Genomic DNA, 18,093 nt, shown 5'->3' on the forward strand with positions numbered 1-18,093 from the left:
TTTATTCAGAATCAGGGGTTTCGGAAGGTTCCGATTCGTCCGTTTCGCTCTTGTAATGCGCTAGCACTTTTGGGATCACCAGGGGTGCTAGTGCTGCTACTGGGGCATATAAAACAGAGTTTTCCTTTTTCTCTTCGGAAATAACATATCCGGTAAGATTTGAATTGTTGAAAAACATGAAAACAACACTTAGGATAAAGGCGTATTGAAGCAATGCAAATAGCCCCCCCAATAACTTGTTCAACAACCCAAGGGCGGCGAAATCTGCTATTTTCGTCAAGAACTTTCCTGCCATATTTATTACGATCACAATAATTAGAAATGTAACCGCAAACGATGCCAATTTTGTTATTTGATCGCTCCAATCGAACCATCTTGAAATATACGCACCTGCAAAATCCGAAAAGTAGATAGCACCAAAAGCACCAGCTATTAGACCAATAAGCGAAGCAAGTGCTACAAAGAGTCCTTTTTTAAATCCTGAAATGAATGCGAGCAGTAAAATAATGCCGAGAACAATGTCTATGATATTCATGATATCTTTTTAGGTATAACGTAAAGATAAGATTTCTGTTATATTTAAATTATAAACGGGAATACCGCTACCTTTGCAAGAGAATTTTATGCATGTCTAGAGATCCACAATTAAAAGAACGATGGGAGTCTGTAGTGACCTTTTTAAGTAGTCGCTTTGCAGATGGGGAACCGCTCGAGTTAGATGCCATAATTTATTTGGTGGGATTACAGGAGTTAGGGCAATTACACCGTAAGTTCAAGAAGGATGAAAAGATCAACTTAATGCATATCGCCATTTGTAGATTGTTGGAGCCCTTTGGGTATTATGAGTTCGATTTTTTTGACGACGACGGATGGCCTCATTACAAGGTATTGGAACAGTTACCACCATTAAAATCAGGGGAACAGAGCGTGTTGATGAAAGATGCTATTGTTCAGTACTTTTTAGAGAAGAAAGTGATTACCTAATTCGATAGAATTTCAGTAATTTTGCCAACCACTTGAGCGTGTAGTTATGATAGATAAGATTAAAGAACATCTGCAAGAAGTTGAGGTTTTTTCTGCAAAGACCAAAGATGAAATTGAATCTTTCCGAATAAAGTATTTGGGGAAGAAAGGATTGCTGAATGATTTCTTTGCCGAGTTTAAAAATGTGGCCAACGAACAGAAGAAAGAGTTTGGCCAAACCGTAAACGCACTTAAGAAAGCTGCAGAAGAAAAGGTAAATTCCCTGAAAGAAGAATTTGAAGGGAAAGAAGAAAGCGACGGTGTTTATGGGGATCTTTCCCGACCAGGGGAGCCCATTGCGCTGGGTTCTAGACATCCTATTTCAATAGTAAAAAATAAGATTACCGAAATTTTTTCGCGTATTGGGTTCAATGTTTCTGAAGGACCAGAAATAGAAGATGATTGGCATAACTTTTCAGCCCTTAATTTACCAGAGTATCATCCAGCTCGCGATATGCAGGATACATTTTTCATTCAAACAGATCCTGACATTCTATTGCGAACGCATACGTCTTCAGTACAGGTGCGTTATATGGAAAATAACAAACCCCCTATTCGAACCATTTCCCCGGGTAGGGTATATAGGAATGAGGCCATTTCTGCGCGATCCCACTGTTTCTTTCATCAGGTGGAAGGATTGTATGTAGACAAGGGAGTTAGTTTTGCCGATTTGAAACAAACACTTCAGTATTTTACGACCGAAATGTTCGGAAAATCCAAGATTAGACTGCGTCCAAGTTACTTCCCATTTACCGAACCAAGTGCAGAAGTAGATGTGTATTGGGGATTGGAAACCGAAACAGATTACAAGATGACCAAGGGAACCGGATGGTTGGAGATCATGGGCTGTGGAATGGTAGATCCCAATGTATTGGAAAACTGTGGCATAGATTCCAATGAGTATTCAGGTTTTGCCTTCGGAATGGGAATAGATCGGATTGCTTTGTTACTGCATCAAATTCCTGATATTAGAATGCTCAGTGAAAATGACATTCGTTTTCTGGAACAATTCAAAAGCTCCCTTTAAACCTTTCTAAAGAGTTCGTCTATTTATGAGAAAAGACATTAAGATTCCTGTCGTAAAGGATGTATATGTGGCTGCGGTAAAGGAATTCAATAAGGATTTCAACACCTACGATTGGAACGCATATATTATCAATGATGGTAACGAGCCCTTGGAAACGGTTTTAATTGTGTCCCAAGGATATAATAAGGAGCACATGACAGCTCCCATGAGGCATTCGCTAAAATTGCTTCCCGTGAAGAGTTATGCGAAAATTGAGTTTTTGGAAGAGAGCATTTTTAAGTTGGACAACTTCTTCACTATCACTTTTTTTATAGGTGATACCCTATATGACAAGCGCTATGAACTTCCTGCAAACTCGATTATGGAGGATAATGCTGTAGCATTACCCGTGATGCAAGAAAAAGGCGTGTTGGCCCGATAGTCCTTCCTTAATGAAAATGTTTTGAAAAAATAAAAGCTCCAACCTTTCAGCTGGAGCCTTTAATTGAAGGGAGTATTCTTACTTTTTGATCACCTTCTTCGTAACTACTTGGTTGCTTTCCAATTCAATTAGAAGGAAGTACATACCAGTGGCTAGCTCCGAAATGTCCAATGTATCCATGCCTTGAGAACTGAATTCTGTTATAGTCTGTCCCAAAGCGTTTACTACCTGTATGGAACTGATTTCAGACGTTAATCCTGAAAGGGTAATCGTTCCATGGGTAGGATTTGGAAATAGTGCGATTAGATTTTGATCGAAATCTTCCAATGAAAGTTGGCAACCGGTTTCAACACCACAATCTACATCAACAAGTACAGGGATATCCTCCGAAAATTGTGGCTTGTCATTTGCGCCGATCGAACCATCCCGCGTTCCGTGAAATCCACTTGGGCTACAGTCCTGAACATCACATGTTGTATCACTGTTGTCAAATTTGTAATATCCAATAAGATTGGCTTCATTTCCCGAAAGTTCGGTTAGATAGTTGTCTTCAATCTCAGTAGCAGATCTGGCGCTGTCCCATATGCGAACATCATCTATATTTCCGAAGAAAAATTCTCCAGGAGTTCCATTACCTGCATAGTTTCCAATATGTGTGTTCGAAGTTGTTTGAATATTCGTGACAGTACCTCCGCCTGAAGAGGTGAAAGACTCCGGCAAACCGTCTACATATAACAATAACGAACCTGCTCCATCAAAAGTCATGGCGACATGGTGCCAATTGTTGTCGAAAAGAAAATCGGAATTACCTGTTATAAAAATGTAGTCATTGAAGAATTCGGTTGAAATATAACCACTTAAACGACCTGCCGAGGTAATCTGTAGTCCCCAACCTCTAAAAGTACCTTCCTCGATTCCTAATTTGGATACGATTTGTTTCAATCCTGGGGTGTCAAATTTCACCCATGCTTCTACCGAGAACGTGTCGGTTATTTCGAAGGCGTAATTATCTCCCAAGTCTACGTAATCATCGATTCCGTCGAAATTTAAGGATTGGTTTTGGGCCACCATCGAAAATGAAAGCCCCATGACGAGTATTAAAAATGTAATTTTTTTCATTGTTTCTGTATTTAGCGATTTATAGATCTAAAATCCAATAAGTCCCAACAGCAAACAATGTTAAATGAATAAGTGCATACATAAAGTTCATTTCCGTGGTGCACTTTTTAATATGCGTTTCCAGACACGCTTAACAAAAAAACCCTCCGAAGCTTTTGGCTTGGAGGGTTTTCCATTATGGTATGTTCGAGTGTTTTATCTCTTGACCAGTCTTTTCACCGTCGATGCGTTGTCGCTGGTGATCATGACCATGTACACCCCTGTTGCCAGGTCGGACACGTCTATGGCCATCTCCTGCTGCATGTCCGCAAGGTCGATGGTCCTGATGAGTCGTCCGTTGGTGTCGTAGATCGCTGCCTGCTCCAGTAGGATGTTGGCCGTGTTGGCCAGTGTCACCACAGAGCTTGCAGGGTTCGGGTACAGGCTGATCGCGTTGTCCAGCACCGTGTCCTCAAGGCCCAGTACGCTCTCCACGGTCAGCTCGAAGCTACAGGTCGATACGTTGCCGTACTCGTCCTCCGCCGTAAGGGTGATCGTGTACACGCCGTCCGGTACCAGTGTCCCCGCCGCAGGGTCCTGCGTGGTGATGGTAACGGGGTCCGTACAGTTGTCCTCCGCCGTGGCCTCGCCAGTGGCGAAGTAGTCGGGGATCTCGTAGAACAGGTTACCCGGTCCTGGGTCCACGCTCTGGTCCGCCGGGCAGGTGAGCTCGGGGGCGAGCGCGTCCACCACGGTGATCTGAGAGGTACAGGATGCGATGTTACCGCTGGCGTCGGATGCGAACACCGTAGCGGTGATCACCGTACCAACGTCCGCACAGGTAACCTCGGTCACGTCCACCGCCAGTACCGTGATGCCACAGGCATCGAACGACAGTGGGCCGCCCGGTATCTCGATGAAGAACGCGTCCCCGTCACTGTTGGTCAGGGTAAGCTCCCAGTTGTCGGGGGCGAACTGGCCCTCGAAGCCTGGGTCGAAGTTGGTCACCATCGTCTCGTTGTTGCCGAAACCGTTGTCGTCCGTCTGGGAACGGAAACCGAACACGTCGCCGGCCACAAGGCTAACGGAGGCGCTGCCCGACTGGTTGCCCTGGGCTGGGTCCGTAAGCTGGGTGTAGGCACCGTTGACTATGTAACCGAAGCTGTCGAAGCCGGGCACGTCGTTAAGGGTGTAGTCCCAGTCGAAGTTAACGGTAACGTCAGCGGTAACGTCCACGGTGAAGTCCGTGAAGCCCTCGGTGCCCGATTGGTTGTCGCTACCGATCACCATCGCGTCGAAGGTGCTCGGCGCAGTCGCCAACAGGTCCTCTGGGTCGATCTCGGTCGTACCGTCGGGGCCGATCTCGATCGTTACGTCCTGACAGATAAGGACAGGGTCCGTTACGTCAAGTACCTCTACCGTTGCGGTACAAGTGGCAGTGTTTCCACTGTCATCTGTAACGGTAACTTCAATAGCATTCAATCCAAGGTTGGAGCAATCAAAATCTATAGTAGTAGATGGTGATGCTGCACTCAGACTTACATTATCTAAAGCAAACTTTGCAGGTCCTGAGAAATCATCAGGGATATTTTGCCAATACGCAATACGAATATCCTGACCTGCATAAGCAGAAAGGTCTGCCGTCTGGCTTTCCCATACGTTATCGCTATCCAAATCACCAGCAGTTGCCGTAATTTGTACCAATACTTCCAACACATTGTCGCTTAAGTCGCGAACTTGTACTTCGTAAATTCTGTCTTGACATCCTGTACAGAAACTTGCCAAATCGTAATCTATATTTTCGTCCCACGTTAGGGTAGCCGAAGCTATTCCTGCGGGAACGGTAACGTCTTGGAAAATAACAGCTTCACCAGCTTCACCATCGAAACCATTTCCGGCTAACCAACCTCCATCTGTTGGGAAAGCAGGGTCGAAGAATCCAGCTCCGTCATTACTTTCATAAGCTCCCCAAGGAAGAAATGGATTCGGATTGTCAATAGCTGTCCAACCTGATAAATCGGCGGTTTCAAAACTTCCATTAGTCATTAATTCGGTAGTTTCCGTACCACCGGTAACTGTAAATCCACAGGCTTCATTTACACTTGAAATTAAGGCGCTGGCATCTATACTGGCCATTCCGTTAGCATCCAATTCAACTTGTAGTACAGAAGATGTAGGAGCCACAAACGTTTGTCCTGCATTTATACTTCCTGGCGAGGAAGCCGATGGAGCATTCCAAGTGAAATCTCCACTACTGGATCCTGTTCCCGTTAATTGAAGGGATTCCCCAATGGCCGTTCCGCTATTTTCTTCCACACCAATATCGGTAGAAGTCATTCCGTTGGCAATTCCATCTATAGCTGTAAAGCTTCCTTCATAACTTATGAATTGAAGCACATTGCCTCCTTGTGCCAAAACAATCCCGTCAGGCGATCCATTTTGGATTCCAGCAATAGGGAAGTTAACGGCTCCGTACCCATTTCCTTCGTCGTCTATAGTTCCAGAAAGGGGTACTTCGTTGTATTGTGCTCCACCATTTCCATTGTATAGGACTATGGTATATACGCTTAGATCGGTTCCTGCAGGTCCGGCAATCTCAATGGCTTCGTCCTGATCTGTGCCGCCATTATCATAATGCAATTCATTAATAAATACAGGTTCTCCATTTATTTCGCCTAAGCAGAATACTTCTGGTGCAGTAACGTCTTCCACAGTTACATTTACGTTACAGGAAGCAGTGTTTCCACTATCATCAGTAGCGGTTAAGACAAGTGTATTGCTACCCACAAAGGAACAGTCTAGATTAGTAACATCTAACGATAAAGCTACATTTCCACAGTTGTCGGTACTTCCTCCATCCACTTCAGATGGATCGAGTATATACTGTCCGTTTGCATCTAATTGTACCGTGATATCCTGACATACAGCAATAGGATCTTGTGTGTCTTCCACAGTAATCGTAAAAGAACAGGAAACACTGTTTCCAGCTAAGTCCGTAGCCGTATATGTAATCGTATTTATACCCACAGGGAAAGCACTTCCACTAGCAAGACCACCCGTTTGTAGAACGGTATCTAAGTCACCATCTGGGTCGGTTGCAATAGCATCTGGGAACGTAACAACAGCCTCACAAAGACCAGCAGATGCTGGTGTTACCACATCACTAGGACAGGTAATCATTGGAGGGTTGCCAGAACCAGCTGAAAAAGTCTGTCCAACGTTAATACTACCTGGAGACTCTGCAGCAGGCGCATTCCAAGTAAAATCGGCATATACATTACCAGTTCCCGTTAGTTGAAGGGATTCGCCAACAGGTGTTGAGCTAGTTTCATTAACACCAATATCTGTAGAAGTTATACCGTTGGCAGGGCCATTGGTAGCCGTGAAGCTTCCTTCATAACTTAGAAATTGTACTAACGCAACGCCATCTACTAGCGCAATTCCATCTGGAGCTCCATTCTGAATACCAGAGATGGACTGACTTACAGCTCCAAAACCAGCACCTTCATCATCAATAGTTCCACTAAGGGCAACTGTATTATAAGTAGCTCCCCCGTTTCCATTGTAAAGGACAATACTGTAAGTAGAAAGATCCGTTCCTGCCGGACCAGCTACTTCGACAAATTCGCCTATGTCTCCACCAGCGTTGTCGTAATGAATTTCATTAATAAAAACAGATTGACCGAAGGCAAGGCAACCCGCAAATAGCAATAAAAAGGTTAAAGTAAATTTTTTCATGTAATTTTTGTTAAAAATAGTATCCTACAAATATACTGGATTACCCAAGGGATAGGAAGTCTTTTCGGATTAAATTAATGTGAAGAATCCGATTATTTTAGAGAAAGTAAAAAGAGTTTTTCTGAGGAATAAAGAATCCCGTTTAGTTGAGCTTTTCAGTTAGCTTTTTGAAGACTTTTTTAGGGTTTTTATTTTCATATAATACGGCATAAACCGCATTTATGATGGGAGTTTTGGCCTTTTTCTTGCCTTTGGCTTGGTTTAATTCGTAAGCACTTTTTGTGGCGTAGTACCCTTCTGCTACCATGTTCATTTCCATCTGGGCACTTTTTACCGTATACCCTTTACCGATCATGTTGCCAAACATCCTGTTTCGACTAAAGGTAGAATAACCTGTTACCAAAAGGTCTCCAAGGTAGGCCGAACCATTAATGTCCCGCTTCATTTTGTGAACCTTCTTTACGTAGCGCTTCATCTCCCTAATGGCATTGCTCATAAGCACACTCTGAAAGTTGTCCCCGTAGCCCAATCCATGTGCAATTCCGGCTGCTAAAGCATAGATGTTCTTCAGCATGGCGGCATATTCGGTACCAATAATATCATCGCTTGTAGTGCACTTTATATAATCGCAGGATAAATTATCTGCCATGGTGGTGGCTTTTTCCTTATCTGCACAGGCAATGGTGAGATAGGACAAACGCTCTAATGCGACTTCTTCGGCATGACAAGGGCCCGTAATGACACCAATGTCCTTGAAAGGAATGTTGTAATGGGTATAAAAATGATCGCCTACAATAAGACTGCTCTCGGGAACAATACCCTTGATGGCAGAAAAAATGATTTTACCTTCTAAAGAAACCGTAAGCTTTTCAAGTTCTTTTTCAACGAAAGCCGAGGGGATGACGAAAATAAGATAGTCTGCATAAGCCACCAATTCATTGATGTCATTGCTCAATTTTAGCTTTTCAATGTCGAATTCAACCGAACTCAGGTAATTGGGGTTATGAAATTGGGTCCGCAGGTGTTCCAATGCTTGTTCGTTGCGCATATACCACCCGATTTCATCAAGATTTTCCGAAAGCATTTTAACAATGGCAGTGGCCCAACTGCCTCCACCAAAGACTGCAAACTTAGTGTTTTGCCCCATGTACGTTTTTCTGAAATGTAAAAATACATAATTCTTATTATCCAATTTAGTAAGCGTAAAGTATTAAAAAACAGATATTTAATAATTTGGCATGCTTTTGGATTTCCCTTAATCGAACCTTAAAAATCAGATGATATGAAAGCACTTAAATTACTTTTCGGGTTTACGTTATTGGCAACTTTGTTTACGTCTTGTTACACCGAGGTGGTGGTAGAGGACACTACCATAGATCCTGTTCCAACAATTACCTTGGCGGAAGTACTGGATTCCTATGAGTTATGGTATGTGGATATTAATCGCTCCAATGCAGGTGGTCAAATACCGTTCATGCAAATCGCATTTACGCTTTCATTCAGAAATGGTAATATGAAGGCAAACAACAACCTGGTGGGAATCGGGGACCAAGGCTATGGTTTTGGTATCGACATAGGTTACTACGATACATTTGCGGACGAATTGGATATCTCCCATGATTTGGACGGATTTCATTCCTTTCAGGTAACCCAATTGAACAACAGGGAAATTGAGCTGTACCACCCAGGGTTTAACCTCAGTTATATCTTGGTAGGGTACCAAAGGAGTACATTCGACTACGATCTTTTGTTTTATGATAACATCCATTATTTCGTTCAGGAGTATGTGGCTTGGGAAAAGATTTATACGAGTCCTTATGGGGAGCCGAATGAGTTCGACTACGAGAATTTTCTTCAGTTTCTGCCAGGTGGTGGAGATGGAAATTTCCAAAGTTCTCAAGATCCCAACGGAACCAATATCAACAATATCTATTGGGATTACACAGGAATTTTCAATATCGATGATGTCGATGGGGATTTCTACTCGAAATATTTAACACTAGATTATGATTATCTGGGCAATGAATATTTTATTCTGGACGTTATTGATGACAGAACGGTTGAATTGTTCCATGAGCCTTCTGGTACGCTGTACCGCTTCCGAGGAAAAGGATATATTCAATACAAAGACAATGAGAAAAAGAAGATGCGCGTATCTAAAAAGGATATTGCCAAGCAAACCAAGAAGATCAGCATTTTCTAAGATATAAAGACTTTTGGTTGGTTATTTAGTTGAAACCGCCTAACTCATAACTTCGAGTTGGGCGGTTTCTTTTTGAGATAGACCCGTTCCCTGTTCTTTCTTCTTAATTTAATAGCAGATGGGTTTAGGGGAAGTAAGCGTACACCTCTTCGAATACAAAGTGTGTGATACTTCCATTTGTATCATAAAAAATGGATAGGGAAGGGAAAAAGTAGGATTTCGGCAAAAATAGAATGGGTTGTTCCGTTATAATCCGTACCACTCTGTCTTCCTTGTGAGCCTTGGCAGAATTCTGATATTTCCTAAGTATTCTATTTATGGATTGACCCACCTTAATGGGGCGACCCGTTCCTATGGTAACTGCGTACTTTCGACTCACAATTTCAAATTCGGAAATACAATCTGGTATCCAGCATATGAGTGTATCCAGGTACCTTGTCTCATTTGCACAAAAAACATCGCCAGCATCGTTGCGATAAAGGGTATTGTATTCGCCCCCGTTGAAATCGGGAATCTCCTCAAAATAAGGTGCATTTAAATGTTGGAAACCCAATTCTTCCCTTTTCTTAGGAGGGTTGTAGTCTATAAGGGATTTTCCGTCTATTAGAATTTCCCCTTTTTGTAGGATGTCCAATTTCTTTCCGGCATGATCAAAAGTCTTCATCTTAGTTACTTGTGCAAAACTTGCACACGACAGAAAACATAAAATGGCAAAAAGTTTCAAATGACCGTGTTTTGAAAACTAACGGATTTTAAAAGGAATCTATTGTTTGTAAAAATTCATTTCATCCAAATAGGTCCAAACGTTATGGGGAAGTAAAGGACGAATGTTCTTGCCTATTCTAATGCTATTTCGAATGAATGTGGAAGAAATTTCCATGATAGGCGCATCTATTTTTTTGATTTTTTCATGACCTATAAACTGATGGTCCACTGCGCCATCTGAAATTCGGGGATAGATATAAATAGAGTAGTGATCCAATATGACTTCGTAGTTTTTCCACTTGTGAAAACTCTTTAGGTTATCCTCTCCCATGATAAGGCAAAAATTATGGTCTGGATATTTTTCATCCAAAACCGCCAAAGTATTCACGGTATAATTGGGTTGGGGCAGATCGAATTCTACCTTACTCGCTTTAATTTTGGGATAGTCCTCCAACGCAATTTCTACCATAACCAGTCTATGATGGTTATCTAAAAGGGTCTTCTTTTTTTTGTGCGGATTGTGTGGGGTGACGACCATCCAGACTTCATCCAAATCGCCAAATTCTACCATATGGTTAGCAATGGTTAAATGCCCCACATGAATAGGGTTGAAGGTGCCAAAATAAAGGCCAATTTTTTTTGAAGTTGCCATTACTCTTCTTCCGAATGAATTTTCTTGGAAATGTGCTTTTCTACCAGCTTTTCGGCTTCTGCCAGTGCATCTTCCAAAACGTCATTTTCGATGATAAAATCGAATTGAGGCGCTGTTGCCATTTCTACGGAAGCTTTGGCGATGCGCATATTGATCTTTTCATCACTTTCCGTCTTCCGCTTTTTCAACCGTATTTTCAGTTCTTCCACACTTGGGGGACGCACAAAAACAGCCAATGTTTCTTTTGGGAATTTTCGCTTAATCCTAAGTCCACCAACCACGTCGATATCAAAAATCACATTTTTACCCATGGCCCAAATGCGTTCCACTTCGGTTTTTAAAGTGCCATAAAAATTGTCGCGGTATACCTCTTCCCATTCCAGGAAATCACCATTTTTCATATGCTTTTTGAATTGTTCCAAGCTTATGAAATAATAATCCATTCCATCTTTCTCATCTCCTCTGGGAGCTCGGGAAGTTGCCGAAATGGAAAATTCTAGGTTTAGGTTTTCCTGTGCGAGCAAGTGACGCACAATGGTGGTCTTGCCACTGCCAGAAGGAGCCGAAAATACAATTAGTTTCCCTCCCTTCATTACAAGACGTTTAAGGCTTGTTCTTTTATTTTCTCAAGCTCATCCTTCATTTGCACGACAATTTGTTGCATGGGCGCAAAATTAGCCTTGGAGCCTATGGTGTTGATTTCCCTTCCAATTTCCTGGGAAATAAAGCCCAGCTTTTTCCCATTGGAGTCTTTGGAGGATAGGGATTCGATAAAGTATTCTAAGTGATTTTTTAACCTCACCTTTTCTTCGGTGATATCGTATTTTTCAAGGTAATAAATGAGTTCCTGTTCGAAACGGTTTTCATCTACGCTTTCTTTCAATTCGGAAACTGCCTTTCTAAGACGTTCTTTTACGGCATCTACTCTTTGTGGATCAATTTCAATTACCTGGTCCAGAAGGGAAGTAATGTTTTCGATCCTCTTTTCGAATTCCTTTTTCAGGGCTGCTCCTTCAGAACTTCGATAACTATTTATTTCTACCAAAGCCGTATCTACGGCATTCAAAATTTGATTGAACTCATCGGCATCGATCTCTTCACGCTGTGTTTTAAGGGCATCTGGCATTCTAACAGCCATTTTAAGTAACTCGGTTTTGTCTCCATCTACAACATGGGCCAATTGAGAGATATATTCGTTAATAACGGCCTGATTTACTTTGGTATTGGTTTCTTCACCAGTAATTTCAACGAATAGGTTAAAATCTACTTTACCCCTAACCAGTGACTTGGCAATTCTATTTCGAATTTCTAATTCTTTTTCCCGATAAGCACCTGGAACACGGGCGTTCATGTCCAGATTTTTGCTGTTAAGGGATTTTATTTCAACCGTAATTTTTTTGCTGGCTAGTTGGATGACGTTTTTTCCATAGCCCGTCATAGATTGGATCATACTTCAATTTTAACTTTGGCAAAGGTACGCAATTCCTATTTCTGGAAGGGACTCAATCGTTCTTGGGATTCCCCATAGAATCAAAATGTTTATCCAAGTAACGTTCCGTGGTAAGAAATGATAGAATTACCAAAATGGTATTGCCGATGATGGTCCCTATTAAATTGTATTTTGGATATAGAAAATAGAGTATAGCGGGAATGAGAAAGCTGTACAACATATATTTTATGGATACATGTGTTGCGTGTTCATTTGCTGCTTTCCAAATGGTCTCATTGCGCATAGAGCGAGTGGTCCGATAGCCATAGTACCAATTGATTTTTTTAGGCGGAAACCTTTTAAAAATTAAGAAGACAATAAGCATAAAGGCGCAATACCCCAAAGCCAATAAAAATTGGGTCATGGATTATTTTAACTCTTTGATTTTTATGTTTCTGTACCAAACTTTGTCACTGTGATCCTGCAGCCCTATATGTCCTGTTTGGTATTTTCCAAATCCTTCCCAATCGGCAAATTTAGAATCAGCAATCATGGCATCCCAATCGGGACCATGAACAGGAAAAGTAAAAAGTTCTACTCCATTTAAGCTGGCCTTCCCTTGGTTGGTAGCGTGGTTAATTTCAATTTCACAAAGGTTCCACTCACCAGCAGGCTTAACGGCACCTTCTTTTGGTGCAATAAGATCGTATAAAGCACCAGCTTTATGAGTTCCTTCACCCACAAAGGAGTCGGGGTGCTTTTCATCATCCAGCACTTGAATTTCGGGAGCCGTTTCGTATGCTTCTTTAAATTTTTCATCTTCATGCACTCCCCAGAATATACCGCTGTTACCGCCTTCAGAGATTTTCCATTCCAGCGACAATACAAAATTAGTATATGTTTCCTTGGAGATTATGTTCTTACCCCCTTCTTCACCAGGCGTAAACAGCATGGAACCATCGTCTTGTATGCTCCATTCGGGATGCATTTCTTCCGATAAATAACCACGCCAATTATCAAAGGAGCTTCCGTCGAATAAAACGGTCCATTCTTCTTCTTGAGGTGTTGTTTCTGCCACGGTCTCTGTTGTTTCTGTTTCCTGAGCTTCTTGTTTGTTAGGTGTTTCTTTACATCCTACAACCCAAACAAAAAGAGTTAATAACAATATTAGTTTTTTCATAATGCTTCTGTAATTTATAATCCTAGTAGTTTTTTCAAATATGCTTTATCAATCTCTGCTCCGGCAAAATCATCGAATCGCTTCTGCGTAGCTTCTATAATATGGCCGGTAATAAATGGAGCCCCTTCCCGAGCACCTTGCTCTGGGCTTTTAATGCAGCATTCCCATTCCATTACGGCCCAAACATCGCAACCGTACTCAGTTAACTTACTGAATATGGTCTTGAAGTCGATTTGGCCATCGCCCGGAGAACGATACCTACCCGCACGATCACGCCAATCACTATAACCTCCAAAAGCCCCGCGTTTACCATCGGGTAAAAACTCGCTATCCTTTACATGGAAGGCTTTAATGAATTCGTGATAATGATCAATATATTCAATATAGTCCAATTGCTGCAACACAAAATGGCTTGGATCGTAAAGGATATTAACGGCTTTATGGTTATTGGTGGCTTTCAGAAATCGCTCGAAGGTAATGCCATCATGTAGATCTTCCCCGGGATGGATTTCGTAGCAAACCGCGACTCCATTGTCTTCAAATTCATTTAACAAAGGAAGCCATCTTTTGGCCAATTCTTCGAACCCCATTTCAACCAATCCATCTGGGCGCTGTGGCCATGGATGCCATGTATGCCACAATAAGGCTCCGCTAAAGGTAGCATGGGCATTTAATCCTAAATAATTACTGGCTTTAGCAGCACTGAGCATTTGTTTTCTAGCCCATTCAGTTCTCTTTTTTGGATTGTTTTTACAATCGTCCGGGGCAAAGTTATCGAACATTAGGTCATAGGCAGGATGCACTGCAACCAATTGTCCTTGCAAATGGGTAGATAGTTCGGTGATTTCCAATCCGTAGTCGTTTATCTTACCCTTCAGTTCGTCACAATAGGTCTTGCTTTCCCCAGCAGTTTCCAAATCGATAAGTCGGGTTTCCCAAGTTGGGATTTGTATTCCTTTATATCCTAAATCGCTTGCCCATTGACACAATCCATCCAAAGAATTGAATGGTGCCTTGTCGTCCATGAATTGCGCCAAGAAAACGGCGGGTCCTTTAATAGTCTTCATGCTTCTTCAGTTATAGTTCTTTCCATACATTTCCTTCGGCATGACTTGCCACGGCAGTCTCAATAAAATTCATGCCACGTACTCCATCTTTCATCCCAGGAAATTCGGCAGGATTGTATGTGTCGCCTCTAACGGCTTTGGCCATGCCTTTGTAAATATTACCCATGGCATCGAAAATTCCTTCTGGATGACCCGGTGGTAGTTTGGTGCCATCTAAAGAGAGATCACTATTGTAGGCATGTCCTGGTTTTAAAATACGCAAGGGCTGCCCATCTTCAAGGAGATAGAGGTAATTGGGGTTTTCCTGTTCCCAGCGAAGCCCCGCTTTTTTTCCATATACGGCTACGGTAAAATTGTTCTCTTCCCCAGTGGCTATCTGACTTGCACATAGCACCCCTTTTGTATAATTGTTGAATCGTAATAACACTGTGCCATCTATATCCATTTGGTTGTCATCATACAAATGGTTGAGGTCCGCTAAGATGGAAGACACTTCCATTCCCGTTACGAATTCGAGCATTTGATAGGCATGTACACCAATATCACCCATGCAACAACTTATTCCAGATTTTTCTGGATTGAGTCGCCAAGTGCTGCTCCGTTTTTCCTTGTCATGAATGATCGGATTAATCCATCCCTGATAATATTGGGCGTCCACTTTCTGGATTTCCCCAATTGCGCCATCCGCAATCATTTGTTTCATTTGGCGGACCATGGGATAACCAGTATAGGTGTGGGTTAAGGCAAAATGGGAATTACTTTCGCTCTGAATTTCAGATAATTCAACAGCTTCAGCATGGGTCATCGTCATCGGTTTTTCACAAATGACATGAAACCCTGCTTTGAGCAGTTGTTTGGCCATAGGGAAATGAAGGAAATTAGGAGTGAGCACGGATACCACTTGAATGCGTTCCGACTCTGGTAATTTCAATTCTTCCTCCACCATATGATCAATATCCCTATATATACGATTCGTAGGGATTCCTAATTCCTCTGCGAATGCAATACTTTTCGAATGTTCTGGGTTAAAAACGGCACCCGTAAGGGCATAGGCATCGAACATGCTTGCGGCAACCCTGTGCAATACGCCAATTAGGCTATCGCCGCCGCCGCCAAGTACACCCCATCTAATTTTTTGACTCATTTTATTCTGTTACTTCTATTTTTTCATTTTTAAAGGCCAGCAAGAAAATTATAAATACCACTCCGGCAAAAATTGCTGGGAATGTCCAAATGGATTGCCATATATGTCCTCCATCGGTCGTAGCATTTAAATCGGTAATATATCCAGCCAAGCGGAACCCAATTAGCATACCCAAACCATAGGTGGCCAGGGTAATGAGCCCTTGAGCAGAACTCTTGAATTTCTCTCCTGCCTTATAATCAGTATAAATCTGGCCTGATACGAAGAAGAAGTCATAACAAACCCCATGAAGGATGATGCCAAAAATCAACATCCAAGCGCCTTCTCCAGCATCTCCATATGCAAACAACAGATAGCGTACCACCCATGCCAGCATTCCGACCAAAAGGGTCATTTTAATTCCATACCTTTTCAAGAACAAGGGGAGCAATACCATGAATAATACTTCAGACATTTGTCCAAAAGTCATTTTACCCGCTGCTTTCTCCATGCCAATTTCGTTTAAAAACTGGTTGGCGTGTTGGTAATAGAATGCCAGTGGAATACAAATTAAAATCGAGGCAATAAAAAACACCAAATACCGCTTGTCTTTTAACATGGCAATGGCATCCAGCCCAAGAATATCCCTAATGCTTACTTTTTCGCTTTTTTCTACGACAGGAGGGGTGTCTGGCAGTGTAAAACTGAATACCCCTAATAAGGCCGCAGCACCTGCTGCCATTAAGAAGGTATATTGAAGTGTGTTTTCTGACTCCCAAGAGAGATAGGCGATTACAAGACCAGCAAGAATCCAACCCAATGTTCCAAATACTCGAATCCAGGCAAAAACTTTATTATCGGTAAGTTGCCTAAATGCCACCGAATTTACCAATGCCAAAGTCGGCATGTATAAAATCATGTATATAAGAATGTAGGGATAAAACGCTTCAAATTCTGAAGAGGTGCCTGCCATATACAACAGCCCGGCACCTAGTAAATGCAATACACCTAATATTTTTTGTGCTGCGAAATACCTGTCTGCAATGAGCCCAATAATAAAAGGGGCTACAATGGCACCGATGGATTGGGTCTCATAAGCCATAGCCATTTGGCTACCGGTAGCACTAAAGGACTTGGCTAGGAATGTTCCCATGGTCACAAACCAAGCTCCCCAAATAAAAAATTCGAGGAACATCATAACAGATAACTGGGCGAATGTTTTTCCTTTCATGTGAGTATTATTTTTGGTTAGCGAATGCTTTTTCTATTAAGGCCATTGTAGCAAGGATTCCCTCTTCTTCACTCATCTTGTCGCCTTCAAACTCCACTCCAATGTATCCATCATAACCAGCAGCCTTTACGATGCTAATCATTCGGTAATAATCGATCTTTTCCTCGTTTCCGTCGGCATCAAAACTATAGGCTTTGGCACTTACCGCTTTGGCTGCAGGCATAAGTAATTCAATTCCTTTGTAATAATCTGGGAACTCCTCAACACATTCTCCCCAGCGTTCCCCATTAGCACGTTTTACACACCAATTACCAAAATCTGGGAGGGTGCCACAATTTTCCATATTAACACCTTTAATTGCTGCCATGAGCAAAGGCGCATCGGAGGACAGCCAGCCATGGTTTTCACATAATACATTTATGTTTTTGGTCGCCGCATATTCCGAAATTTTTCTTAAACCATCCTGCACTGTATTAATCCATACATCTGGATCGTTAGTACCAAATGTATTTACACGAATGGCATGGCCACCCAATTTGACAGTAGCATCAATCCATTTCTTGTGCTTTTCAACAGCTTCATTTCTTTTTGCAAGGTCTGGGTCAGCTAAGTCTCCTTCATGGTCCACCATTATTAAAACGGTTTTAATTCCGTGAGCTTCATTCATTGATTTTAAAGAGTCGATAACAGTGTCAAAACCCAATGTTTCTATTTCATCCTCATACAATTGCGTAACCAATTCAATGGCATCGAATCCCAATGCTTTAGCATCGGCAGCAAAAGTAAAAGGATCAGCTCCTTCGGCCTCATACTTTTTGTGCAAGGACCATTGTGCCAACGAAAATTTTGGGGTTTCTACAGCTGTTTTTACCACTTCCTCTGTTTCTACAGCAGTGTCTGGGGTATCTGTTTTTTCTTCATTCGTATTCTTACAGGAAAAAGCAAGTATGGTTACTAGGGATACTACTAAAAGGCGCTTCATGTTGTGAAATTTATCTTTTGATTTTGGTTTGCATTAATAGAGACTTCTAAGGTAACTTTTTTTTGAAAGTTATATAAAGGATCGGGGATTGTATTGCTGGATTCGTACCCGAAAACGTTTTCGGTTGCGGATATTATTCTTTTGGCGCTTGTTTTTTGTATAATCCGAAAAAATAAAGGAAATTAGACGAACATCTACATCAATTACCCAAGAC

General features: G+C 42.0%; 18 protein-coding genes. 4 read left to right on the forward strand and 14 right to left on the reverse strand.

Annotation, left to right across the window (positions count from 1 at the left end; translation table 11 throughout):
• Nucleotide 1: 1 nt before the first annotated feature.
• The gene (locus AC6JAD_RS07135; RefSeq protein ID WP_461304603.1) at nucleotides 2-535 is read right to left on the reverse strand and encodes a CvpA family protein; all 534 of its coding nucleotides are present in this window, start codon (nucleotides 533-535) and stop codon (nucleotides 2-4) included.
• A gap of 92 nt (nucleotides 536-627) precedes the next feature.
• Here AC6JAD_RS07135 and AC6JAD_RS07140 point away from each other — a divergent pair, with 92 nt between their 5' ends.
• Genes AC6JAD_RS07140 through AC6JAD_RS07150 form a run of 3 tightly spaced genes read left to right on the forward strand, consistent with a single transcriptional unit; the run spans nucleotide 628 to nucleotide 2,471 of the window.
• Nucleotides 628-984: a hypothetical protein gene (locus AC6JAD_RS07140; protein ID WP_461304604.1), complete on the forward strand. Its 357-nt coding sequence runs from the start codon at nucleotides 628-630 to the stop codon at nucleotides 982-984.
• Between the two features lie 46 nt (nucleotides 985-1,030).
• A complete protein-coding gene (gene pheS / locus AC6JAD_RS07145; RefSeq protein ID WP_461304605.1) occupies nucleotides 1,031-2,050 on the forward strand; it encodes a phenylalanine--tRNA ligase subunit alpha in 1,020 nt (339 codons plus the stop codon).
• 25 nt (nucleotides 2,051-2,075) lie between these two features.
• Nucleotides 2,076-2,471 (forward strand): hypothetical protein, encoded by a 396-nt coding sequence (locus AC6JAD_RS07150; RefSeq protein WP_461304606.1) that lies wholly within the window; start codon nucleotides 2,076-2,078, stop codon nucleotides 2,469-2,471.
• A gap of 78 nt (nucleotides 2,472-2,549) precedes the next feature.
• Here the strand turns inward: AC6JAD_RS07150 and AC6JAD_RS07155 are convergent, their stop codons facing one another.
• From AC6JAD_RS07155 to AC6JAD_RS07165, 3 genes are all read right to left on the reverse strand, one after another.
• Nucleotides 2,550-3,590, reverse strand: coding sequence for a LamG-like jellyroll fold domain-containing protein (locus tag AC6JAD_RS07155; protein WP_461304607.1), 1,041 nt, complete (start codon nucleotides 3,588-3,590; stop codon nucleotides 2,550-2,552).
• A 195-nt stretch (nucleotides 3,591-3,785) separates the two neighbouring features.
• A complete protein-coding gene (locus AC6JAD_RS07160) occupies nucleotides 3,786-7,307 on the reverse strand; it encodes an HYR domain-containing protein (protein WP_497866209.1) in 3,522 nt (1,173 codons plus the stop codon).
• 142 nt (nucleotides 7,308-7,449) lie between these two features.
• Nucleotides 7,450-8,454 (reverse strand): NAD(P)H-dependent glycerol-3-phosphate dehydrogenase, encoded by a 1,005-nt coding sequence (locus AC6JAD_RS07165; protein ID WP_461305340.1) that lies wholly within the window; start codon nucleotides 8,452-8,454, stop codon nucleotides 7,450-7,452.
• A 135-nt stretch (nucleotides 8,455-8,589) separates the two neighbouring features.
• On the opposite strand from AC6JAD_RS07165, the gene AC6JAD_RS07170 reads away from it, so the two are divergent.
• A complete protein-coding gene (locus AC6JAD_RS07170; protein ID WP_461305339.1) occupies nucleotides 8,590-9,510 on the forward strand; it encodes a nicotinic acid mononucleotide adenyltransferase in 921 nt (306 codons plus the stop codon).
• A gap of 124 nt (nucleotides 9,511-9,634) precedes the next feature.
• On the opposite strand, the gene AC6JAD_RS07175 is transcribed toward AC6JAD_RS07170, so the two are convergent.
• The 10 genes from AC6JAD_RS07175 to AC6JAD_RS07220 form a co-directional block, all read right to left on the reverse strand.
• Nucleotides 9,635-10,174 (reverse strand): hypothetical protein, encoded by a 540-nt coding sequence (locus AC6JAD_RS07175; RefSeq protein ID WP_461305338.1) that lies wholly within the window; start codon nucleotides 10,172-10,174, stop codon nucleotides 9,635-9,637.
• Nucleotides 10,175-10,273: 99 nt separating this feature from the next.
• Entirely contained in the window at nucleotides 10,274-10,867 is a 594-nt protein-coding gene (nadD, locus tag AC6JAD_RS07180) for a nicotinate (nicotinamide) nucleotide adenylyltransferase (protein ID WP_461305337.1), read from the reverse strand.
• Complete coding sequence (gmk, locus tag AC6JAD_RS07185; protein WP_461305336.1) at nucleotides 10,867-11,460, reverse strand: guanylate kinase; 594 nt, start codon at nucleotides 11,458-11,460, stop codon at nucleotides 10,867-10,869. Before gmk ends, nadD begins: the two co-directional genes overlap by 1 nt.
• Nucleotides 11,460-12,317 (reverse strand): YicC/YloC family endoribonuclease, encoded by an 858-nt coding sequence (locus AC6JAD_RS07190; RefSeq protein ID WP_461305335.1) that lies wholly within the window; start codon nucleotides 12,315-12,317, stop codon nucleotides 11,460-11,462. Before AC6JAD_RS07190 ends, gmk begins: the two co-directional genes overlap by 1 nt.
• Before the next feature lie 52 nt (nucleotides 12,318-12,369).
• Complete coding sequence (locus AC6JAD_RS07195; protein WP_461305334.1) at nucleotides 12,370-12,720, reverse strand: SdpI family protein; 351 nt, start codon at nucleotides 12,718-12,720, stop codon at nucleotides 12,370-12,372.
• A 3-nt stretch (nucleotides 12,721-12,723) separates the two neighbouring features.
• Nucleotides 12,724-13,476 carry a 3-keto-disaccharide hydrolase gene (locus AC6JAD_RS07200; protein WP_461305333.1) on the reverse strand — a complete coding sequence of 251 codons (753 nt, stop codon included), beginning with the start codon at nucleotides 13,474-13,476 and terminating at the stop codon, nucleotides 12,724-12,726.
• 14 nt (nucleotides 13,477-13,490) lie between these two features.
• Nucleotides 13,491-14,543 carry a sugar phosphate isomerase/epimerase family protein gene (locus tag AC6JAD_RS07205; protein ID WP_461305332.1) on the reverse strand — a complete coding sequence of 351 codons (1,053 nt, stop codon included), beginning with the start codon at nucleotides 14,541-14,543 and terminating at the stop codon, nucleotides 13,491-13,493.
• Between the two features lie 10 nt (nucleotides 14,544-14,553).
• On the reverse strand, nucleotides 14,554-15,687 hold the full coding sequence (locus AC6JAD_RS07210) for a Gfo/Idh/MocA family protein (protein WP_461305331.1): 1,134 nt from the start codon (nucleotides 15,685-15,687) through the stop codon (nucleotides 14,554-14,556).
• A 1-nt stretch (nucleotide 15,688) separates the two neighbouring features.
• Entirely contained in the window at nucleotides 15,689-16,897 is a 1,209-nt protein-coding gene (locus AC6JAD_RS07215; RefSeq protein ID WP_461305330.1) for a nucleoside permease, read from the reverse strand.
• A 7-nt stretch (nucleotides 16,898-16,904) separates the two neighbouring features.
• Nucleotides 16,905-17,879 carry a sugar phosphate isomerase/epimerase family protein gene (locus AC6JAD_RS07220; protein ID WP_461305329.1) on the reverse strand — a complete coding sequence of 325 codons (975 nt, stop codon included), beginning with the start codon at nucleotides 17,877-17,879 and terminating at the stop codon, nucleotides 16,905-16,907.
• Between the last annotated feature and the right edge of the window lie 214 nt (nucleotides 17,880-18,093).

This window comes from Aureisphaera sp. (assembly GCF_059726885.1).